This is a genomic window from Pseudomonas fluorescens, assembly GCF_902498195.1.
Taxonomy (GTDB): Bacteria; Pseudomonadota; Gammaproteobacteria; order Pseudomonadales; family Pseudomonadaceae; genus Aquipseudomonas; species Aquipseudomonas fluorescens_BU.
The window spans coordinates 550656-572348 of record NZ_CABVIY010000002.1; the positions used below are offsets into that span (position 1 = coordinate 550656).

Here is a 21693-nt window from a genome sequence, read left to right on the forward strand (position 1 = left end):
TTTCCGGTGGACGATTACCAGCAGTCGATACGCATTCTGTCCGATCGCATTGTGCTGGCGCAGACGCCGATCCGCGTCCTCGACGCGGTCAAATGGGATGACAACATCCGCAAGGGCTTCCTCAAGGCCAAGGGCAAGGAAATGCCGGCGGTGGACCGCGACTACTACCTCAACCGCCCGCTGTCCTTCGATTCCAGCAAGGTGAAGCTGGAATTCCAGAACATCGAGCGCGACATCACCCGCCAGCTCGGCCAGTTCAACCCGGTCGGCCAGATCATGCGCCGCATGTGCAAGGAATACCGGATGGTGGTGCGCATGCTCGAAGCGCGCGGCACCGAGGATTTCGGCCTGATCTCCCAGGAGCTGTACGGCGCCGCCTCCGACGCGTTCCACGCCGGCGACCCGACGCTGTCCGACCTGGGCCTGATGCTGTCCGACTACCTGAACAACATCGACGGCCGTGGCGACCTCAAGGACGAACCGAAAATCCTCACCGCCAAGGACGCCGTCAGCATGTTGCAACTGCGGCTGAGCAAGGTGTTCGGCGAGGCCGAGGAAACCATCCGGGTGTTCGAGTCCGACGGGATCGTTGCCGATGCGGCGGCCGGCGCCGACTACATCAAGATCCGCAGCGATGCGATGTTCAACGAGCGTGACGTGCGCGCCCTGGAAGTCCATGAAGGCCTGGTGCACGTCGGCACCACCCTCAACGGCCTGAACCAGCCCATCTGCACCTTCCTGTCCAAGGGCCCGCCCTCGTCGACGGTGACGCAGGAAGGCCTGGCGATCCTGATGGAAATCATCACCTTCGCCTCCTACCCCAGCCGCCTGCGCAAATTGACCAACCGCACGCGCGCCATCCACATGGTGGAGGAGGGCGCCGACTTCCTGCAGGTGTTCGAGTTCTTCCGCGAACAGGGTTTCGAAATGCCCGAGAGCTACAGCAACACCAGCCGCGTTTTCCGTGGCTCGACGCCGACCGGTCTGCCTTTTACCAAAGACTTGTCCTACCTCAAGGGCTTCATCATGATTTACAACTATATTCAGCTGGCCGTGCGCAAGGGCAAGCTGGAGCAGATACCGCTGCTGTTTTGCGGCAAGACCACCCTGGAAGACATGCGCACCTTGCGCCAGCTGGTGGACGAAGGGCTGGTGGTGCCGCCCAAGTACCTGCCGGAACAGTTCCGCGACATGAACGCCTTGTCGGCGTGGATGTGCTTCTCCAACTTCCTGAATCACCTGAGCCTGGACCGGATCGAGGCGGATTACTCCAACATCCTGTAGCGACATCGACCCAATGTGGGAGCGGGCTTGCTCGCGAATGCGGTCTAACATTCAACCTCTTCGTTGTCTGACACACCGCTTTCGCGACAAGCCCGCTCCCACAGGGATCTGTACTACCAGGCCCACCTTTGCGAGGTTTCAACGGATGAGAATCCTCGGCATCCTCTGCCTACTCCTGACCCTGAACGGCTGCAGTTCCCTGCTGTTCTACCCCGAACCCGGGCAGCTGTTCACCCCGGAAAAAGCCCATCTCGACTACCGTGAAGTCACCCTGGTCACCGCCGACGGCCTCAAGCTGAACGCCTGGTGGCTGCCGGTGAAAAAAGGCGTCGAGGTCAAGGGCACGGTACTGCACCTGCACGGCAACGGCGGCAACCTGCCGATGCATCTGGGCGGGAGCTACTGGTTGCCGGAACAGGGTTATCAAGTGCTGCTGGTGGACTATCGCGGCTACGGTTTGTCCGAGGGCGAGCCCAGCCTGCCGGCGATCTATCAGGACATCGACGCCGCGTTCAAATGGCTCGACGAGGCCCCTGAAGTCCAGGGCAAGCCAGTGGTCCTGCTGGGCCAGAGTCTCGGCGGTTCGATGGCCGTTCATTACCTGGTCCAGCACCCTGAACGGCAGAAACAACTCAAGGCCTTCGTCCTCGACGGCGTGCCCGCCAGTTACCGCAGTGTCGGTCGATATGCATTGAGTAATTCCTGGGTGTTCTGGGCATTCCAGGTGCCGCTGTCCTGGCTGGTGCCGGACGGCGACAGCGCGATCAACTCCATGGCGCAACTCAACGGCGTGCCGAAACTGATCTACCACAGCATCGACGATCCGATCGTGCCTCTTTCCAACGGCATCCTTCTGTATCAAGCTGCGCCGCCGCCGCGCGTGCTGCAACTGACCCGTGGCGGTCACGTGCAGACCTTCGCCGACCCGGTCTGGCGCAAAGTCATGCTGCGTTATCTCGATGACCCACAGCATTTCAACGGCCTGCGCCGTTTGGGTGAAATCCCCAACTACCCGGCCCCCCAGAATTCTGAAGACGAACCACCAGAGAGCCCGCAATGAGTGAAGAACGTAACGCCATCCCGCTGATCATCACCGGTATCTGCAGCATCCTCGGCACCGTCGCTGCCCTGTGGTGGTACGGCTACCTGCACTTCGCCAAGCCCGAGGATGCGTTGCTGCTCAACGAATTCACCATGCTCAAGACCGTGCCGGGCGAAGACTACAAAGTCTCCCTGGAACCGGCGGCGCAAGTGGCGCAGTGCATTGATGGGGTGTTGGTGTTGTTTGACACCGAGCAGAAGGGTTTGACGGGCGTGTTGATCAATGAGCGGAAGAAAGCGGTGCGGTGCATGGGGCAGGAAACGCCGCAGAAGCTCGAACAGTAAAAGCAATCTCAAGGCTTTCTCCCCTTTTTCAACCATGAAAAAGGGGAGTCACTCATTCAATTTCAGGGTGCGACGCCAAAGTTTCGGAAGTTGGCTAGCGATGCAGTATTTCCCATCGTTTGCCATACCTGGCCGTTGTAGTTGGCGGCGGGTAAATCCGGTAACGTTGCTTGCCATTGACCTGTGGCATCAGCGATAACCTTCACATCTTTCCAGTTATTGCCTCCAGCCAGTCTGTAAGAAACATTTATCAAAGCTCCTGGGCGACTTGTGCCTGAAAAAATGATCGGGTTTTGAGCGGGAGGGGCTCCTGCAGCGGGCAATTGAATGCCTGGGAGCAGGATCGGCGCTGTGCAATTGGGCACGGCTTCGCCATTTACCGCGACGGCGATGGTTGCTCCGGTATTGGATGTAGTGCATGTAACGACGGTAATACCCGTCTCGCTATCTTTGAACATTTTACCGGGTAGAAAAGTCGGATCAAGTGATGGTTTCGAAGGTGTTGTTGGTGTCTCCGGTGTTCCATCAATTTGAGTGGTAGAGAGCGCTCCTGTTTTAGTGGAATAGCGGAGCCATACCCCGTTCGCCCTATTGTCACTCGCCGAAAATAGATCGTAGGGACCCGGTTGGCGGTAATCCATGACTATCTCGGCAGGTGTCAGACCGGTACGAGCAATGCGGTAGCCCTGCGGCCCGTTTTTACCCAGTACGCCCAAGCGATACAGTCCGCTTTTCTGAATGTGCCCAAACTGAGTGCCGTCGAGCCAGCCTGAAAAATAGCGGGCTTTTGCCCCCGGGAGAAAATCTCCACCTCCTACTGGGTTGCCCGTATCACCGTAATCAACAATTTCACACCCTACGGGTGCGGTCACTGTATTGCCTGCTTTCGGGCAGTTCGAGTAGGTGTAACCATGATTGTTGTATAAGCTGTGACCGAATTCGTGCCAGAAGATATAGGTGCCCAGGGGCTGGCCATACACCGCCATATCTCTCCCCCAAGCTGATCCGAATCCGCCACAGGGAAGAATATTGATCTGATAATCAATGCTCTTTGGATCAATTCCATTTGCTAATACACCTTTATTTCCCTCTTGAACTGCCAATGAAAATGGGTAGGTAGTTCGATCGCAGAACTCAGGGCGGGGCTCTTTGGATACGTAAGTAATAACCTTCCCTGTCAAAATAAGTTTTCCACCCGAGGCTGCGAGAATGTACGAGCGCAATGAGTAATGATCTGTGGAAAAAATCTGTCGCTCCAGTAGTGCTGGATCTGTTTCATGCCTACCTTCCCAGTCGATTGCAACCACTACGACATTTTTTACGCCGACAGCCGGCATCTGTTCACTTATTTGTGGCGTTGCACTACCTATCGGTATGTCTCTGTCGTCATGCGCAGGCTCCCAGTTTGCTGGAATGGCAGATGAGGGGCCTGGAAGTTTTGTACAGCCTGCCATAAGCAATAAAGGTACTATGCAGCACATCAATATTTTGCGCATTCTCTTGACTCCTTGAGCTATCAGTTCGCTTGTTGAGCCAACTTAAAGGTAATCAAGTAGTGCTACTACTGTCATGAATGACAGTTTTTTAGGTTTTTTCGATATAAGAAATAGTTCTTGTCAAAGCTTAACTGCAGCAAAAAAGCCCCGGCTGATCCAATCAGCTGGGGCGTTGGTTTTTTCAACTTACTTGATTGTTACATATTAGAACTCACCGCCGAACGCGGAATCACCGGCTGGTTATCATTGGAAATCGTCACCTCCACCCGACGGTTCTGCGCCCGGCCTGAGGTACTGGTGTTATCCGCCACCGGGTACTCCTTGCCGTAACCCTGAGCCACGATGCGCGCCGGGTCGACGCCCATCTTCACCAACGCCATGCGCACGGAGCCGGCACGACGTTCCGACAGGGACTGGTTATGTGAAGACGTCCCAGTGCTGTCGGTATAACCCTCGACAATCACTTTACGGTCGGGGTTTTCCTGGAGGTACTGCGCCAGTTTGTTGATGTTCATCAGGCCGTTGGATTTCAGCTCGGCCTTGTCGGTGGCGAACAGCACGTCACCGAAGGTCACCAGGGTGCCGCGATCGGTCTGCTTGGCGTTGAGGCTGTCCTGTAGCTGTTTGATCTGCTGGTCACGCGCATCGAGACGCGCCTGGGCCCGTTGCGCGGAGGCGTTTTTCAGGTTGGCTTCGGCGGTACGCAGGGCGATGGTCTGCTTGGCCACTTCCACGCGCTGGTTAGTCAAATACGCCAGCTGATCGACCTTGGCCTGATCCTCTTTATCCAGATAAGCCTTGTCCGCCTTGTCCAGATAATCGCTGGCTTCCTTGGTTTCCAGCGCCGCGACTTTGCTCGCCTGCGGGTTGGCTTGCAGGCCGCTGTAGTTGGTGCGTGCCTGTTCAAGGTTGGCGTTCGGTGGCGTGGAGCAGGCGGCCAAGGCAACGCTGGCGGCCAGCAGGGCAGGGATCATCAAGTGTTTGGTATTCATGGTTTCGTCCTTTTAGTGAGTAAGAAATACGTCGCGCCGCGCCGTTACTGAACGGTGCGCTGGCTTTCCTGACGCAGTTCCTGAACCCCCTTCCGGGAGTCCTTCACAGCCTGTTCGGCTTTCATCGCCTGGGCTTTGCGCTCGGCGACCCGCGCGTCCCACTCAGCTTGTTGGGCGAGGGTTCTGGCCTGGTCGTACTGTTTGTCGTGCATGGCGATTTCGGCTTGTTTGAGTTTGTCCTGGGCCGCCTTCATTTCCACCGCGGCGAATTCGGTACCGCCAGCGCTGACGGCGCTGTTCACGGCGGACTCGGTCACGGCGAACTGTTCGGTGGGAGGATTTCCGGCACAACCGGCGAGCACGAAGCTGGCGCCGATGGCCAAAGCGGCCATTTTCAGGCCATGCAGCGGGGTGGACGAGGATTTGCCAGTGCGGGTTTTCATGGTTTTCAACTCCATTGGGCTAACTCCTGAACAACTAAAAAATCCATCCTGGGCAAGGAGCCGCAACCTTCGTTTTCGGGGGCATTTTGAAACGGCCGTCCCAGGCGTGGTTACTGGGTTGACCCGGGACGTTTTTTAAAAGTTCAGAGAAATTAATTCGCGAGGAGGGTTTGGCTTTTTGTAGGAGCGAGCACGCTCGCGATGGTCGTCAACGAAAACGCGTGGTGTCTGAATGCACGTGGCGTGTCGAATTCCATCGCGAGCGTGCTCGCTCCTACAGGGGATTGCAGGGGGAAAAATCAGTGTTTCTGCTTGTCCTCAACCGCCGACAAATCGTGCAGATGCCGACGGGACAACGCGAGAAAACGCGGGGTCGGGCCGATGTCTTCGTACAGTGGATCGCCTTCTTCGTCGGTGGCCACGACCGTGGAGCCTTTCACATAGGGGAAGCTTTTTTCCAGTTCTTCCAGGGCGGCGCCAATCAGTTCGCCGAGCAGTTCCTCGGGTTGGCGCTTGGGATACATGTCGATGATTGCTGCCAGCCGGGCGGCGGCTTCTACGTCCAGATGAATCGAGTAGCCGGTGTCGGTCAGGCGACCCTTGGCATTTTCTTCCCAGTGATGGGCAAGCTCGCGGATTTTCATAATGACCTCATGACACGCCTGCTCGTGGCAGGACGGGAAAGTGTCCGGCATTGGCCGGCGAAAGCCGTGGTACGGCTTATTGTTCAGACTAGCTTCTGCACCAGAGGTTTAAAGTCCCTTCGTCGTCCGGGTTGTAAGAAGTGGCCTGGAACGGCACTCTCTGACTCAAGAGCATGAGTTTCCTTGGCCGCCCGGATTTTTGCTGGAGAACCACTGATGACCGATATTGATGCACGCTTGCGCGAGGACGTTCACCTGCTGGGTGAGCTGTTGGGCAACACCATCCGTGAACAGTACGGGGACGGCTTCCTCGACAAGATCGAGCAGATCCGCAAGGGCGCCAAGGCAGACCGTCGCGGCTCCATGGACGCCGAACTGAGCGCCAGCCTCAACCAGTTGACCGAGGACGAATTGCTGCCGGTGGCGCGGGCGTTCAACCAGTTCCTCAACCTGGCCAACATCGCCGAGCAATATCAGCTGATTCACCGCCGCGAGGAGTCACAGCCGGCACCGTTCGAAGCGCGAGTGCTGCCGGAGTTGCTCGCTCGCCTGCGCGCTGAAGGGCATGGCGCCGAATCCCTGGCGCGGCAACTGGGGCGGCTGGAAATCGAGCTTGTGCTCACGGCGCACCCGACCGAAGTCGCGCGTCGCACCCTGATCCAGAAATACGACGCCATCGCCGCGCAGCTGGCGGCCCAGGATCACCGCGACCTGACCACGGCCGAACGCGAGCAAATCAAGTCGACGTTGCAGCGCCTGATCGCCGAAGCCTGGCACACCGAAGAAATCCGCCGCACGCGGCCCACACCGGTCGACGAAGCCAAGTGGGGGTTCGCGGTGATCGAGCATTCGCTGTGGCAAGCCATTCCGAATTACCTGCGCAAGGCCGACGAAGCGCTGCATGCCGCCACCGGCCTGCGCCTGCCGCTGGAAGCCGCGCCGATCCGTTTTGCCTCGTGGATGGGCGGCGACCGTGACGGCAACCCTAACGTGACCGCGCCAGTCACCCGCGAAGTGTTGTTGCTGGCGCGCTGGATGGCGGCTGATCTGTACCTGCGCGATGTCGACCACCTGGCGGCCGACTTGTCGATGCAGCAGGCCAGCGAAGCGCTTAAAGCCAAGGCGGGCGACAGCGCCGAGCCCTATCGTGCGGTGCTCAAGCAGCTGCGCGAACGCCTGCGTGCCACGCGGAACTGGGCTCACACCGCGTTGACGACGCCCACGCCGGCCCCCGCCGATGTGCTGCAAAACAACCGCGACCTGCTCGACCCGCTGGAGTTGTGCTACCAGTCCTTGCATGAGTGCGGCATGGGCGTGATTGCCGACGGTCCGTTGCTCGATTGCCTGCGCCGCGCGGTGACGTTCGGCCTGTTCCTGGTGCGTCTCGATGTGCGCCAGGACTCGTCGCGGCACAGCTCGGCGATGACCGAGATCACCGATTACCTTGGCCTGGGTCGCTACGAGGACTGGAGCGAAGAGGAGCGCATCGCGTTCCTGACGCGGGAGCTGAACAACCGTCGCCCGTTGCTGCCACCGCACTACAAACCCTCCGCCGACACCGCCGAAGTCTTGGCCACCTGCCGGGAAATCGCCGCCGCGCCCGCGGCTTCTCTTGGTTCCTATGTGATCTCCATGGCCGGTGCCGCCTCGGATGTGCTGGCGGTGCAACTGCTGCTCAAAGAGTCCGGCGTGTTGCGGCCGATGCGCGTGGTGCCGCTGTTCGAAACCCTCGCCGACCTCGACAACGCGGGCCCTGTGATCGAACAACTGTTGCTGCTGCCGGGTTACCGCGCGCGCCTGCAGGGGCCACAGGAAGTGATGATCGGCTACTCCGACTCGGCCAAGGACGCCGGCACCACGGCGGCGGCCTGGGCGCAGTATCGGGCGCAGGAACGGCTGGTGGACATCTGTCGCGAGCAACAAGTGGAGCTGCTGTTGTTCCACGGTCGCGGTGGCACCGTGGGCCGTGGCGGCGGCCCGGCCCACGCGGCGATTCTGTCGCAGCCACCGGGGTCGGTAGCGGGGCGTTTCCGCACCACCGAGCAGGGGGAGATGATCCGTTTCAAGTTCGGCCTGCCGGACATCGCCGAGCAAAACCTCAATTTGTACCTGGCTGCGGTACTCGAAGCGACCTTGTTGCCTCCGCCACCGCCGACGCCCGAATGGCGGCACCTGATGGACGAATTGGCCGCTGACGGTGTCAGCGCCTATCGCGCCGTGGTGCGGGAAAATCCGCAGTTCGTCGAGTATTTCCGCCAGTCGACCCCGGAACAGGAACTCGGGCGGCTGCCCCTGGGCAGCCGCCCGGCCAAGCGCCGCGCGGGTGGAATCGAAAGCCTGCGGGCCATCCCGTGGATCTTCGGCTGGACCCAGACGCGCCTGATGTTGCCGGCCTGGCTTGGCTGGGAAGCGGCCCTGAGCAAGGCGCTGGAGCGCGGCGAAGGTGAGCTGCTGGGGCAAATGCGCGAGCAGTGGCCATTCTTCCGCACCCGCATCGATATGCTGGAAATGGTGCTGGCCAAGGCCGACGCGGATATCGCCCGGTCCTACGATGAGCGCCTGGTCGAGCCAAACTTGCTGCCTTTGGGCGCGCACTTACGCGACCTATTGTCGCAGGCATGCTCGATCGTTCTGGGGATGACCGGTCAGTCGCAACTACTGGCACATAGCCCAGACACCCTGGAATTCATTCGCCTGCGCAACACCTACCTCGATCCGCTTCATCTATTACAAGCCGAGTTGCTGGCCCGTTCGCGGCAACAGGAGGTGGAGCAGGGCAGCCCGGTGGAGCAGGCGCTGCTGGTGTCTGTGGCGGGGATTGCCGCCGGTTTGCGTAATACCGGCTAAGGTTTCCGGCGTGGGGTCAGGCGTGCGGCGCGTGCGTCGGAGGCCGATGAAGGGCGGCTGCAAAAGTACGGCCAGGCGACAGTTAATGATGGGGTTGCGACTAGGGGAACCGCGCCAAAAGGTCGCAAGACCCTGCGGTTTCTCCGACTTTTGGCGGCTTGTGTGGTCGCAGCCTGCTGTGTATCTTGATCAGCCTTTGGCCGTTTGGGCGGTCACGACCCTATTTTTGAGATTGGCCCCACGAGGCGAATCTGACGTTATCCATATAAAAATTGAGGAGCACATCGATGCGCGTCATTCTGCTGGGAGCTCCCGGGGCCGGTAAAGGTACTCAGGCTAAGTTCATCACCGAAAAGTTCGGCATTCCGCAAATCTCCACCGGCGACATGCTGCGTGCCGCGGTCAAGGCCGGCACCGAGCTGGGCCTCAAGGCCAAGGGCATCATGGATGCCGGTGGCCTGGTGTCCGATGACCTGATCATCGCCCTGGTCAAGGACCGTATCGCCCAGTCCGACTGCGCCAAGGGTTTCCTGTTCGACGGTTTCCCGCGCACCATTCCCCAGGCTGAAGCCCTGGTGACGGCTGGCGTGGAGCTGGATGCGGTCGTCGAGATCGCCGTTGAAGACGAGGAAATCGTCCAGCGTATCGCCGGTCGCCGGGTTCACGAGGCCAGCGGCCGCGTGTACCACATCGTCTACAACCCGCCGAAAATTGCCGGCAAGGACGACATCACCGGTGAAGAACTGGTACAGCGCAAGGACGATACCGAAGAAACCGTACGTCATCGCCTGTCGGTCTACCATTCGCAGACCAAGCCGCTGGTGGATTTCTACCAGAAGCTGTCCGCTGCCAACGGCAAGCCGAAGTACAGCCACATCGAAGGCGTCGGTTCTGTCGAAGCCATCACCGCCAAGGTACTTGCAGCCCTGAGCTGAAAATCCTGATCGGCTTCATCATCCACGGCCCGCTTGCGGGCCGTAGTTGTTTATACTGACGCACTTTTTTCTGACCTCTCTGACGGACACATCGATGAGCACCTTGCTGGCCCTGGACACCGCGACTGAAGCTTGCTCCGTTGCCTTGCTGCATGACGGCAAAGTGACGAGCCATTACGAGGTGATCCCGCGCCTGCATGCGCAGAAGTTGCTGCCGATGATCCAGCAATTGCTGGCCGACGCCGGCACCACCCTGCAAGCGGTCGACGCCATCGCGTTCGGTCGCGGGCCGGGTGCGTTCACTGGCGTACGCATTGCCATCGGTGTGGTGCAGGGCCTGGCGTTTGCCCTGGACCGACCGGTGTTGCCGGTGTCTAACCTCGCCGTATTGGCCCAGCGTGCCTATCGCGAGCATGGCGCCAGCCAGGTCGCGGCCGCCATTGATGCGCGCATGGATGAGGTGTACTGGGGTTGCTACCGGGAGACGGCGGGGGAGATGCGGCTGGTCGGTGCCGAGGCGGTGTTGCCACCCGAGTCCGCTGCATTGCCGGCCGACGCCAGCGGCGAATGGTTCGGGGCGGGCACCGGTTGGGGCTATGCCGAGCGCATTGCCGTCAGCCTGGGCGGCCAGGATGCAGGCATGCTGCCGCACGCGGAAGATCTGCTGACCCTGGCGCGGTTTGCCTGGGCGCGCGGCGAGGCGATCGTGGCCGACGAGGCGCAGCCGGTTTATCTGCGCGATAAAGTAGCGACGCCTAAAGCGCGCTGACTCACTCGGTCCGTGTGGGAGCGGGCTTGCTCGCGAAGGCGGCATCACATCCGACGCATCAGGCGACTGGCCTGGCGCTTTCGCGAGCAAGCCCGCTCCCACAGGGTCTGCATCCTGCTCCAATTCTGCCAATCGTCTGTTTCTAACCTCGCGTTTTAAACCTTTTGCCTTTTATGTGTTCTAGTTATCACTCGGCGGTTTGCGAAGTGGGCTATGCGCCACTAAACTGCCATCACTGATACCGAGCATGCACTTATGCGTATAGACGGCATTTCCTCTCAGTCCTACCCCATCAAGCGCAAGCCCCGCAAAGGCCATGTGGTGGAAGACGAGTCCGTCGATATCGATGGCGAGCTGGAATTTCCGTCCGAAGAGCAACAGGCCGCCCGTGCCAAAGCCGCCGCGCAACGCCTGAGCAATCTCCCCGCCCGTCAGCAGGACATGCTTTACCACCGCGCCATGAGCAAAAGCGTGGCGATGGCCCTGGCCAGCTACCTGAGCACCGCCGGTTTCGTCGACTGGGATACGGAAGTGCTGGGCCTCGACCTGTACATCTGATGCTGCTGCCGTACTACCTCGGCTGTCCGTCCTGGAGTGAAAACGCCTGGCGCGACTACTTGTATCCGCCAGACGCCAAGCCCGCCGAATTTCTCAAGCTCTACTCCCAGGTCTTCAACGCCGTGGAAGGCAACACGACCTTCTACGCGAGCCCGGCTGCCAGCACCGTGCAGCGCTGGGCCGAAACCTTGCCCGAGCATTTTCGCTTCACCGCCAAATTCCCCGGCGACATCAGCCACGGCGGCGACCTGCGCGAACAACTGACCGCCGCCGAAACCTTCACCCAATTACTCAGCCCCCTTGGCGAGCGCGTGTCGCCGCTGTGGTTGCAGCTGTCGAAAAGTTTCACGCCGCAACGCTTGCCCGAGCTGGCCGGTTTTATCGATGCGCTGGAGCGACCCTTGGCGGTGGAAGTCCGGCATGACGACTTCTTCGCCAAGGGCGACAGCGAACGGATGCTCAATCGCCTGCTGCTGGATCGCGGCGTCGAGCGCATTTGTCTCGATCCGCGCGCGCTGTTCAGTTGCACCTCGACCGATCCTTCGGTGCTCCACGCCCAATCGAAAAAGCCCCGGGTGCCGCCGCGCCCGGCGGCCTTTACGCAATGCCCGCAAGTGCGCTTCATCGGCCATCCGACGCTTGAAGCCAACGACCCGTTCCTGTTGCCCTGGGTGGAGAAAATCGCCGAGTGGATCGAAGAGGGCCGTACGCCGTACATCTTCCTGCACACCGCCGACAACGTACTGGCGGCGAAACTGGCACAACGTTTCCATGGCCAGTTGATGCTGCGTTTGCCTGGCTTGCCGGCGCTGCCTGAGCTATACAGAGAGCCCGCCGCCGAGCAACTTGGCCTGCTCTGAAGGCGGATTCGTTCGCCTTTTTCAGGAGCCTGCCAATGGATGCGCAAACCCTTCGAGCCCAAGCGTTCAAAGCCCTGCACGAACGCGACGGCGTTTTTGTGATTCCCAACCCCTGGGATGCCGGTTCGGCAAAAATGCTCGCCAGCCTGGGCTTCGAGGCGCTGGCGACCACCAGCGCCGGTTACGCGTTTTCCCGGGGGCGTCCCGATGGCGGACTGACCCTGGACGACACCCTGGCCAACGTCCGGGCGATTGTCGCCGCCACCGACCTGCCGGTCGCGGTCGACCTGGAAAACGGTTTTGCCGATGATCCCGCCGAGTGCGCCAAAAGTGTTTTGCGGGCCGCCGAAGCGGGGGCCGTCGGCGGCTCCATCGAGGACTTCACCGGTCGTGAAGACAGCCCGATCTATTGCTTCGAACATGCCGTGGCGCGCATCGAGGCCGCCGTCGCTGCTGCCCGCAGTTTGCCGTTTCCGTTCACACTGACGGCCCGGGCCGAGCATTTTCTGCATGGCAACCCGGATCTCGATGACACGATTCGCCGCTTGCAGGCCTTCGCCGAAGCCGGTGCCGACGTGTTGTACGCACCGGGTCTGCGCACTGCCGAGGAGGTACTGGCCGTGGTCCGCGCCGTGGCACCGAAACCGGTCAACGTGTTGATGTCCGGCGGCCTGAAGCTGACGGTCGAGCAGCTCGGCGAAATGGGCGTCAAGCGCATCAGTGTCGGCTCGGCGCTGGCCCTGGCGGCATTGGGCGAGTTCTACCGTGCCGCTGAAGAGATCCAGGCGTCGGGCACCTTCGGCTTCACGTCGCGATCCATGCCGTACGCCAAGGCCAATCAGTTTTTCAAAGGCTGACGATGCGGCTTCGGTGGTGGCTGTGGCTGGTGCCGTTGATCATCGCGGCGGCGGTGGTGGGCATCTGGCGTGGCTGGGTGTCAGTGCCGGCACAGTGGAATCCCTGGGCGCCGCTGGACGTGAAAGCGCCGCCGAACCTGTTGACCCGCTACAAACTGATGCGCTTGCGCGATGATCCACAGCTGTGCGAACAGGCCTTGAGCAGTTCCGGGTTGCGCGTGACCCGCCAGGCCGACAGCCCCGGCGGCAAGTGCCCGCTGATCGATGCCTTGCGCGTACAGGGTGGCGACGTGGCGCTGAGCAGCAGCTTTCTCGCCAGTTGCCGGCTGGCGGTGTCGTTTGCCCTGTTTGAGCATCACGCCCTGCAACCCGCGGCGCAGGCGATCTACGGGCAAGCAGTCGCGCGGGTCGATCACCTGGGCAGCTTTGCCTGTCGCAATGTCTACAGCCGCGAGAATGGTCGGCTCAGCCAGCACGCCTCGGCCAATGCCCTGGATATCGCCGGTTTTCGCCTGGCCGACGGGCGATCCGTCAGCGTGCTCAAGGACTGGCCGAAGGATAACCAGGACACGCAGTTCCTGAGGCAGGTTCGCGATGGCGCCTGCGGCCTGTTCAGTGTGGTGTTGAGCCCGGACTACAACGCCGCCCATCGCAATCACTTTCATCTGGATGTCGGGCCGTGGTGGCTTTGTCGCTGAGGATCAGGCGGCCAGGCGCAGGTTCTGCAGGATGATCGGGCGTGCCCAGCCGTTATCGAAATCGAGTTGTTTCTGTTGTTCCACCAGTTCTTCCGGCGAGAACGGCGGGAAGGGCTTGTCCAGCAGATCGAGTTCGAACTCGGCGATGGGCAGGTGCAGCGGACGCGTTTGCGGTGCCGGGCCGGCTTCTGGTATGGGCTGGCCGGCGGTCAGCACGATCGGGCGCACCCAGCCGCTGTCGAAGTCCTGCTGTTGTTGCTGGGCGACGATTTCTTGCGCCGGGAACGGAGGGAACGGCTTGTCGGCCAGGTCCATTTCGAATTCGGCAATCGGCAGGAACAGCGGCTCGGGAGGACGAATCTCGTTGTCCTTCACGTCGCATTCGCGCTGGGAAATGATGTGGGCCAGCAGGTCGCTGCCGACGGTCGGTTCGACCGGGCTTTCGAGGTCCACCGGTGGGAAGTTCAGTGATTCAGGCAGCACTTCACCCGACTGTTCGGCCAGCGCCCGGGCAAAGAAATCCTGCCAGATGTGGCTGACGCCGCTCAGTGCCTGAGTGTTTCGCAGGTTGTAATCGCCGTAGGGCGAGATAAAACCTGTGATGGTGGGTTGAATGTCTGACATTTCTCTCGGTCGACGCTCAGCTCTGGCAAAATGCTCGATAGTTTGGTTATCGGCCGTTTTTGCCGATCATTAATTTTTTTGAGCGTCTTTTCCCATGATTGAACAACCCGCGGCGTGCCGCATCCATGTCGAAGCCCTGGGCGCGACGTTTCAGCCACAGGCCGAGCAATGGGCCGAGCGCCTGGACCTGCCGCTGCAGGTGGATGACGGTGAGTTTGCGTTGCAGGTGGGCGAGCAGGGCCTGCAGTTGCAACAGCTCGGCCCCGACGCACCGGGGCCGGTGCGGGTGGACTTCGTCGAGGGTGGCGCGGCCCATCGCCGGTTGTACGGCGGTGGCAGCGGGCAGATGATCGCCAAGGCCGTTGGCGTCGCCCAGGGTGTGCGCCCGCGCGTGCTGGACGCCACGGCGGGGTTGGGCAAGGACGCGTTTGTCCTGGCGAGCCTGGGGTGCGAGATGAGCCTGATCGAACGTCAGCCCTTGATCGGCGCCTTGCTTGAAGATGGCCTGGCACGCGGCGCGGAAGATTTCGAGGTGGCGCCGATCGTGGCGCGCATGCGTTTGCTCAAGGGCAACTCGATCGAGGTGATGCGTAACTGGGAAGGCGAGCCGCCGCAGGTGATCTACCTCGACCCGATGTTCCCGCACCGGGAGAAAACCGCCTTGGTGAAGAAAGAAATGCGCCTGTTCCGGCCGCTAGTGGGCGATGACCCGGATGCGCCGGCCTTGCTTGCAGCGGCATTGGCCTTGGCCAGCCATCGGGTTGTGGTCAAGCGCCCGCGCAAGGCACCGTGCATCGAAGGGCCCAAGCCGAGCCATGCGCTGGATGGCAAGTCCAGCCGGTATGACATTTATCCGAAGAAGGCGCTCAAGCCTTAAGACCGAGTCGCCATTTTCGCGAGCAAGCCCGCTCCCACATTTGACCGCATTCCCCTGTGGGAGCGGGCTTGCTCGCGAAGGCGCCCGATAGGGCAACCGGGATCTATCAGGCCGAATCCGGCCGATAAGCCCGCATGAACAACCCCACCACCTCCTGCACATGGCTCTCGGCCGCTTCCTCGGTCAACGGCTCGCCACACCCGAACAGCAACCGAAAGTTGGCTGCGCCCTTGAGCAGGCAAAAGAAGTGCTCCGCCGCGTTACGCGGTTTGTCGATGCTCAAAACACCACTCTGATCCACCTTGCCCAGCAACCGCTCCATACCCTGCAGCATGCGTTGCGGCCCGGCCTCGAAGAAGATCAGTGAAAGTTTCGGATCCTGGCTGCCCAGCGCCATGATCAAGCGATGAAGGTTCACCGATTCATCACTGTTGATCAGGTGATGAAAGCCGCGGGCGATGTTCAGCAGCACGGTTTCCACCGCCACGCCTTCGGGCAGTTCAAAGAACAGCGGCGGCAGCTGCTCCTCGCATTTGGCCACCACGGCCGCGGAGAACAGTGTCTCCTTGTCGTTGAAATGGCTGTAGACCGTCAGTTTCGAAACGCCTGCCTCCGCTGCGACAGCATCCATGCTGGTGTTGGCATATCCCTTGGTCAGAAACAGCGTTTTCGCTGCGTCGAGGATCGCCTGGCGCTTGGCCAGATCCTTGGGACGGCCTGGGCCGTTGGGTGCTGAAAGATTGTTCGGCATATGCGCTTTTATTACTGGACTGGTGAGTTTGCTATTAATAACATACTGGCCAGTATAATTATTCCAAGCACCATTAGCGAAAGGTCCTTCACCATGTTCCGCTATGCCTTGCCCCTCGCATTGCCAGTCAGCCTGGCGTTTTTATTGACAGCGTGCGGGCACGAAGAGGCGCCTCAAGTCAGTGTTCGCCCGGCCATGGTGGTTCAGCCAGAGCCATCGGCCCAAGCGACGGAAAGCTATCCCGGTGAAGTCCGCGCCCGCTATGAGCCGGAACTGGCGTTTCGCATCGGCGGCAAAGTCAGCCGACGACTGGTAGAAGAGGGGCAACGGGTCAAGGCCGATCAGCCGTTGGCAGAACTCGATCCGCAAGACGTGCGCCTGCAACTGGAGGCCACCCGCGCCCAGGTCGCCGCCGCCGAGGCCAATCTGAACATGGTCCGCGCCGAACGTGATCGCTACAAAACGCTGATGGAGCGGCAGTTGGTCAGCCGCTCGCAATATGACAATCACGAGAACCTTTACCGTTCCGGCGAAGCCCGCCTCAAGCAGATCAAAGCCGAATTCAACGTGTCCAGTAACCAGGCCAGCTATGCCGTGTTGCGTGCGCCCGAGGATGGTGTGGTAGCCAAGCGCGCGGTGGAAGTCGGGCAAGTGGTGGCGGCGGGGCAAACGGTGTTTACCCTGGCCACCGACGGTGAGCGCGAAGTGTTGATCGGCCTGCCGGAACAGAACTTCGGCCGCTTCAAGGTCGGCCAGCCCGTCTCGGTGGAACTCTGGACCCAGCCCGGCCAGCGCTTCGCCGGGAAAATTCGCGAGCTGTCGCCGTCTGCCGATCCCAAGTCGCGCACTTTCGCTGCGCGAATCGCGTTCACCGGCGGCAAGGTTCCCGCCGAGCTCGGCCAGAGCGCCCGGGTGTTCGTGCAGGCCGCCGAGGCGGTGCCGCTGTCGGTCCCGCTGTCGGCATTGACGGCGGAAAACGGCGTGACCTATGTCTGGGTCGTCAGCGCCAATAACACCCTGAAAAAGACCCCGGTACGGGTCGGCGCCTTCGGCGAGAAAACCGTGCCGGTGCTCGAAGGTCTCAACGCCAGCGACTGGGTGGTGGCCGCCGGCGTCCATGTGCTTCTGGACGGGCAGCCCGTGCGCCCGGTGGATCGCTCCAACCGCGTGGTCAATCTGGCGGACAAGGAGTAATCCCCGATGGGCTTCAATCTTTCCGAATGGGCGCTGCGTAATCGCCAGATCGTACTGTTCCTGATGTTGTTGCTGGCCATCGTTGGCGCGCTTTCCTATACCAAGCTCGGTCAGAGCGAAGACCCGCCGTTCACCTTCAAGGCCATGGTGATTCGTACCAACTGGCCGGGCGCGACGGCGCAGGAAGTTTCGCGCCAGGTCACCGAGCGCATTGAAAAGAAGCTGATGGAAACCGGTGAGTACGAGCGCATCGTGTCGTTCTCTCGCCCCGGTGAATCCCAGGTGACGTTCATTGCCCGCGATTCCATGCATTCGGTGGACATCCCCGAGCTCTGGTATCAGGTGCGCAAGAAGGTCAGCGACATCCGCCACACCCTGCCGCCGGGCATCCAGGGGCCGTTCTTCAACGATGAGTTCGGCACCACCTTCGGCAATATCTACGCCTTGACCGGCGACGGTTTCGATTACGCCGTGCTCAAGGATTACGCCGATCGCATCCAGATCCAGCTGCAACGGGTCAAGGACGTAGGCAAGGTCGACCTGCTCGGCTTGCAGGACGAAAAGATCTGGATCGAGCTGTCCAACGTCAAACTCGCCACCCTCGGCTTGCCATTGGCGGCGGTGCAGCAGGCCCTTGAAGAACAGAACGCGGTGTCCACCGCCGGCTTCTTCGAAACCAGCAGCGAACGATTGCAGCTACGGGTCTCGGGGAATTTTCAGACGGTCGATGAGATCAAAAACTTTCCGATCCGGGTCGGGGATCGCACTTTCCGCATCACGGATGTCGCCGACGTGCGCCGTGGCTTTAACGATCCACCGGCGCCGCGCATGCGCTTCATGGCCGAGGACGCGATTGGCCTGGCCGTGGCCATGAAGGACGGTGGCGACATTCTGGTACTGGGCAAGGCCCTGGAAATCGAGTTCGCCCGCATCCAGAAAAACCTTCCCGCCGGCATGCAGTTGCGTAAGGTCTCCGACCAGCCGGCGGCGGTGAAAACCGGGGTCGGCGAGTTCGTCCAGGTCCTGGTGGAAGCCCTGGCAATCGTGCTGTTGGTGAGCTTTTTCTCCCTCGGCGTGCGCACCGGCATGGTGGTCGCCTTGGCGATTCCACTGGTGTTGGCGATGACCTTTGCCACCATGTATTACCTCGGCATCGGCCTGCACAAGATTTCCCTTGGCGCGCTGGTGCTGGCGCTGGGCTTGCTGGTGGACGATGCGATCATCGCCGTGGAAATGATGGCGATCAAAATGGAGCAGGGCTTCGACCGGATCAAGGCGGCGAGCTATGCCTGGACCAGCACCGCGTTCCCGATGCTCACCGGTACGCTGATCACCGCGGCCGGGTTCCTGCCGATTGCCACCGCGCAATCGGGCACGGGCGAATACACCCGTTCGATCTTTCAGGTGGTGACCATCGCGCTGCTGGCCTCCTGGGTGGCGGCTGTGGTTTTTGTACCGTACCTCGGGGAAAAACTCCTGCCGGACCTGGCGAAAATTCATGCGGCCAAACATGGCGCCGGCCAGCCCGATCCTTATGGCACGCCGTTTTATCAGCGCGTCAGGCGTCTGGTGGAATGGTGTGTGCGTTGGCGCAAGACCGTGATTTTGTCGACCCTGGTGCTGTTCATCGCGTCCATCGTCCTGTTCCGCTTCGTGCCGCAGCAGTTCTTCCCGGCGTCGGGCCGACTGGAGTTGATGGTCGACCTGAAGCTGGCCGAAGGCGCCTCCCTGAGCAACACCGCCGAGGAGGTCAAGCGCCTCGAAACGCTGCTCAAAGACAAGGCGGGCATCGACAACTACGTGGCTTATGTGGGCACCGGTTCGCCGCGTTTTTACCTGCCGCTGGATCAGCAGCTTCCCGCAGCGAGCTTCGCCCAGTTTGTCGTGTTGGCGAAAACCATCGAGGAGCGCGAAACCCTGCGCACCTGGTTGATCGCGACCCTCAATGAACAGTTCCCGGCATTGCGCTCGCGGGTCACGCGCCTGGAAAACGGGCCGCCGGTTGGCTATCCGGTGCAATTCCGCGTTACCGGTGAACACATCGAGGAAGTCCGTGCGCTGGCCCGCAAAGTCGCGGCCAAGGTTCGCGAAAACCCTCATGTGGCTAACGTCCACCTGGACTGGGAAGAGCCGAGCAAAGTCGTCTATCTCAACATCGATCAGGACCGCGCGCGGGCGCTGGGCGTGAGCACGGCGAACCTGTCGAAGTTCCTGCAGAGCTCGCTGACCGGTTCCAGCGTCAGCCAGTATCGCGAAGACAACGAGTTGATCGAGATCCTCCTGCGCGGCACCTTGCATGAACGCACGGAACTGTCGCTGCTGCCGAGCCTGGCGGTACCGACCGACAATGGCCGCAGCGTGGCGCTGTCACAGATCGCGACCCTGGAATACGGCTTTGAAGAAGGCGTGATCTGGCACCGCAATCGCCTGCCGAACGTTACGGTTCGTGCCGACATCTACGGCAAGGAGCAACCGGCCACGCTGGTGAAGCAGATCATGCCGACCCTTGACCCGATCCGCGCCGAACTGCCGGACGGTTATCTGCTGGATGTTGGCGGCACGGTCGAGGATTCGGAGCGCGGTCAGAAGTCGGTCAATGCCGGCGTGCCTATGTTCATCGTGGTCGTGCTGACCTTGCTGATGCTGCAACTGCGCAGTTTCTCACGCACGGTGATGGTATTTCTGACGGCGCCGCTGGGATTGATCGGGGTGACGCTGTTTCTGATGGTGTTCCGTCAGCCGTTCGGTTTTGTCGCCATGCTCGGGACCATCGCCTTGTCGGGGATGATCATGCGCAACTCGGTGATTCTGGTGGATCAGATCGAGCAGGACATCGCTGCCGGGTTGAAGCCGTGGCAGGCGATCATCGAGGCCACGGTGCGCCGGTTCAGGCCGATTGTGTTGACGGCACTGGCGGCGGTGCTGGCGATGATTCCGTTGTCGCGCAGCGTGTTCTTCGGGCCGATGGCGGTGGCGATCATGGGCGGGTTGATCGTGGCCACGGCGTTGACGCTGTTGTTCTTGCCGGCGTTGTATGCGGCCTGGTTCAGGGTCAAGAAAGAACCCGCATGACCTTGGCGGCTTGCCCGCGATGACGATGGCACATTCAGCATTAACGTTGACTGCCCCGACGCTTTCGCGAGCAAGCCCGCTCCCACAAGAGTCCGGTGGCGAAGCTGAAGTTTGAGACAACCCCCAGCTCCCACAGGTTTCTTGTTGATGCTTAGAGTGTGCCGAAGACCTTCTTCGCCAAACTGGTCGCTGCCGCCGCCGGGTTCTGGCGGATGGTTTCTTCCTGTTTGCCGATCATCTCGAACAAGCCGTTCAGCGCCTGTTCGGTGACGTAGCTTTCGATGTTGGCGTTCTTGGTATCGATCACGCCCATGGTCGCCGCTTGGCCGGCGAACGAGTTGTACTGCTGGGCCAGGCCCACCTGGTCGGTGGCTTGCTTGACGATGGGCAGGAACTTGGCGCGGATCTGTTCGCGGCTGGTTTTGTTCAGGTATTGGGTGGCAGAGTCGTTGCCGCCGCTGAGGATGCCCTTGGCATCATCTACCGTCATTTTTTTCACGGCATCCACGAGGATTGGCTGGGCCTGGACGACAGCGGTTTCCGCCGCCTTGTTCATGCTGGTTTCCAGTTGATCGACCTGATCGCCCATGCCGAACTGTTTCATTTTGCTGGCGACCTTGCCCAGTTTGCCTGGCAGTTCGATTTTCACGTCCGGGTTGTTGCTGAAGCCGCCCGGGGTGCCGAGTTGTTTCACGGCCAGTTGCGCACCTTGTGTGAGGGCGTCCTTGAGGCCGCCGGTGGCGTCTTTTTGTGACAGGTCGGAGAGGGACAGCGCCATGGCGCTGGCGCAGATCATCAGGCCGGCGCACAGGCCGGTCAATCGGAGGGTAGGGCGGAGCATGGCTGCTTCCTTGTTCAGAAGAGGATTAACGGACGGCGTCGACGCGGATTTTCAGCGGCTGCGGATCCCTGCCATCAAGCTTCACGGCATGGTGTTCGGTGGTGATGAACAGCAGTTTACCGTTGACTTCGATGCGTGCGCTGACGGAGTAACGATGGCCGGGCATCACCTGTGCAGGGTCGTAGCTCAGGTGAAACGGCAAAGGCACCTGGCCTTTGACCGGACCTTTCTGTTCACCAAGGATGACGGCCGGCGCATCGGCCAGCGAAACGTCCTGCAAGCTGACGGTCAAGGTTGCGGAGGGTGGCAGGGCGATTCGTTGCAGATAAAAGACTTCGCCGTCGAGGCTGGCCTTGGGCTCCGGCTGCACTGTCTGGCAGGCACCCAGTAGAAGCGTAAGCCCAAGGATGGAGAGTTTTTTCATGTGGCGGATCCTTGTCATTGGCGCCCGAAGAAGACTGGCGTCAATGACAATTTAGCGGATTGCGCCGGCAATATCGCCCGGAAATTTGCGGCGAGGACACGACTTGAGCTGCACGCCGGGCAGCTCAGGCGATAGTTGAAT

21 protein-coding genes are annotated in these 21693 nt (G+C 60.8%); 13 read left to right on the forward strand and 8 right to left on the reverse strand.

Annotation, left to right across the window (positions count from 1 at the left end; all coding sequences use genetic code 11):
• Positions 1-6: 6 nt before the first annotated feature.
• From F8N66_RS07920 to F8N66_RS07935, 3 genes are all read left to right on the forward strand, one after another.
• On the forward strand, positions 7-1284 hold the full coding sequence (locus tag F8N66_RS07920) for a flavohemoglobin expression-modulating QEGLA motif protein (protein ID WP_150769655.1): 1278 nt from the start codon (positions 7-9) through the stop codon (positions 1282-1284).
• Between the two features lie 145 nt (positions 1285-1429).
• Positions 1430-2344 carry an alpha/beta hydrolase gene (locus F8N66_RS07930; RefSeq protein ID WP_150769656.1) on the forward strand — a complete coding sequence of 305 codons (915 nt, stop codon included), beginning with the start codon at positions 1430-1432 and terminating at the stop codon, positions 2342-2344.
• Positions 2341-2670: a hypothetical protein gene (locus F8N66_RS07935; protein ID WP_150769657.1), complete on the forward strand. Its 330-nt coding sequence runs from the start codon at positions 2341-2343 to the stop codon at positions 2668-2670. Before F8N66_RS07930 ends, F8N66_RS07935 begins: the two co-directional genes overlap by 4 nt.
• Before the next feature lie 62 nt (positions 2671-2732).
• On the opposite strand, the gene F8N66_RS07940 is transcribed toward F8N66_RS07935, so the two are convergent.
• The 4 genes from F8N66_RS07940 to F8N66_RS07955 form a co-directional block, all read right to left on the reverse strand.
• Positions 2733-4166, reverse strand: coding sequence for a transposase (locus F8N66_RS07940; protein WP_150769658.1), 1434 nt, complete (start codon positions 4164-4166; stop codon positions 2733-2735).
• 197 nt (positions 4167-4363) lie between these two features.
• On the reverse strand, positions 4364-5158 hold the full coding sequence (locus F8N66_RS07945) for an OmpA family protein (protein ID WP_150769659.1): 795 nt from the start codon (positions 5156-5158) through the stop codon (positions 4364-4366).
• Between the two features lie 44 nt (positions 5159-5202).
• On the reverse strand, positions 5203-5616 hold the full coding sequence (locus tag F8N66_RS07950; protein WP_150769660.1) for a DUF4398 domain-containing protein: 414 nt from the start codon (positions 5614-5616) through the stop codon (positions 5203-5205).
• 284 nt (positions 5617-5900) lie between these two features.
• Positions 5901-6245: a pilin assembly protein gene (locus tag F8N66_RS07955; RefSeq protein WP_150769661.1), complete on the reverse strand. Its 345-nt coding sequence runs from the start codon at positions 6243-6245 to the stop codon at positions 5901-5903.
• Between the two features lie 216 nt (positions 6246-6461).
• Between F8N66_RS07955 and ppc the strand changes: the two genes are divergently transcribed.
• The 7 genes from ppc (at position 6462) to F8N66_RS07990 (ending at position 13769) form a co-directional block, all read left to right on the forward strand.
• Positions 6462-9092: a phosphoenolpyruvate carboxylase gene (gene ppc, locus F8N66_RS07960; protein ID WP_150769662.1), complete on the forward strand. Its 2631-nt coding sequence runs from the start codon at positions 6462-6464 to the stop codon at positions 9090-9092.
• 287 nt (positions 9093-9379) lie between these two features.
• Entirely contained in the window at positions 9380-10027 is a 648-nt protein-coding gene (adk, locus tag F8N66_RS07965; protein ID WP_150769663.1) for an adenylate kinase, read from the forward strand.
• Between the two features lie 94 nt (positions 10028-10121).
• Positions 10122-10796 carry a tRNA (adenosine(37)-N6)-threonylcarbamoyltransferase complex dimerization subunit type 1 TsaB gene (gene tsaB / locus F8N66_RS07970; protein WP_150769664.1) on the forward strand — a complete coding sequence of 225 codons (675 nt, stop codon included), beginning with the start codon at positions 10122-10124 and terminating at the stop codon, positions 10794-10796.
• 255 nt (positions 10797-11051) lie between these two features.
• Positions 11052-11354, forward strand: a complete 303-nt coding sequence (locus F8N66_RS07975; protein WP_150769665.1) for a hypothetical protein — start codon at positions 11052-11054, stop codon at positions 11352-11354.
• A complete protein-coding gene (locus tag F8N66_RS07980) occupies positions 11354-12214 on the forward strand; it encodes a DUF72 domain-containing protein (protein ID WP_150769666.1) in 861 nt (286 codons plus the stop codon). Before F8N66_RS07975 ends, F8N66_RS07980 begins: the two co-directional genes overlap by 1 nt.
• A gap of 35 nt (positions 12215-12249) precedes the next feature.
• Complete coding sequence (locus F8N66_RS07985) at positions 12250-13071, forward strand: isocitrate lyase/PEP mutase family protein (protein WP_150769667.1); 822 nt, start codon at positions 12250-12252, stop codon at positions 13069-13071.
• 2 nt (positions 13072-13073) lie between these two features.
• Positions 13074-13769 carry an extensin family protein gene (locus F8N66_RS07990; RefSeq protein ID WP_150769668.1) on the forward strand — a complete coding sequence of 232 codons (696 nt, stop codon included), beginning with the start codon at positions 13074-13076 and terminating at the stop codon, positions 13767-13769.
• Positions 13770-13772: 3 nt separating this feature from the next.
• Here F8N66_RS07990 and F8N66_RS07995 read toward each other — a convergent pair whose 3' ends face one another.
• On the reverse strand, positions 13773-14393 hold the full coding sequence (locus F8N66_RS07995; protein WP_150769669.1) for an energy transducer TonB: 621 nt from the start codon (positions 14391-14393) through the stop codon (positions 13773-13775).
• 94 nt (positions 14394-14487) lie between these two features.
• Here F8N66_RS07995 and F8N66_RS08000 point away from each other — a divergent pair, with 94 nt between their 5' ends.
• Positions 14488-15270 carry a class I SAM-dependent methyltransferase gene (locus F8N66_RS08000; RefSeq protein ID WP_150769670.1) on the forward strand — a complete coding sequence of 261 codons (783 nt, stop codon included), beginning with the start codon at positions 14488-14490 and terminating at the stop codon, positions 15268-15270.
• 106 nt (positions 15271-15376) lie between these two features.
• Here the strand turns inward: F8N66_RS08000 and F8N66_RS08005 are convergent, their stop codons facing one another.
• Positions 15377-16021: a TetR/AcrR family transcriptional regulator gene (locus F8N66_RS08005; protein ID WP_150769671.1), complete on the reverse strand. Its 645-nt coding sequence runs from the start codon at positions 16019-16021 to the stop codon at positions 15377-15379.
• 93 nt (positions 16022-16114) lie between these two features.
• Between F8N66_RS08005 and F8N66_RS08010 the strand changes: the two genes are divergently transcribed.
• Positions 16115-17215: an efflux RND transporter periplasmic adaptor subunit gene (locus F8N66_RS08010; RefSeq protein ID WP_150769672.1), complete on the forward strand. Its 1101-nt coding sequence runs from the start codon at positions 16115-16117 to the stop codon at positions 17213-17215.
• A 6-nt stretch (positions 17216-17221) separates the two neighbouring features.
• Entirely contained in the window at positions 17222-20287 is a 3066-nt protein-coding gene (locus tag F8N66_RS08015) for an efflux RND transporter permease subunit (RefSeq protein WP_150769673.1), read from the forward strand.
• Between the two features lie 151 nt (positions 20288-20438).
• On the opposite strand, the gene F8N66_RS08020 is transcribed toward F8N66_RS08015, so the two are convergent.
• Entirely contained in the window at positions 20439-21128 is a 690-nt protein-coding gene (locus F8N66_RS08020; protein WP_150769674.1) for a DUF4197 domain-containing protein, read from the reverse strand.
• Positions 21129-21153: 25 nt separating this feature from the next.
• The gene (locus F8N66_RS08025; RefSeq protein WP_150769675.1) at positions 21154-21552 is read right to left on the reverse strand and encodes a YbaY family lipoprotein; all 399 of its coding nucleotides are present in this window, start codon (positions 21550-21552) and stop codon (positions 21154-21156) included.
• Positions 21553-21693 lie beyond the last annotated feature (141 nt).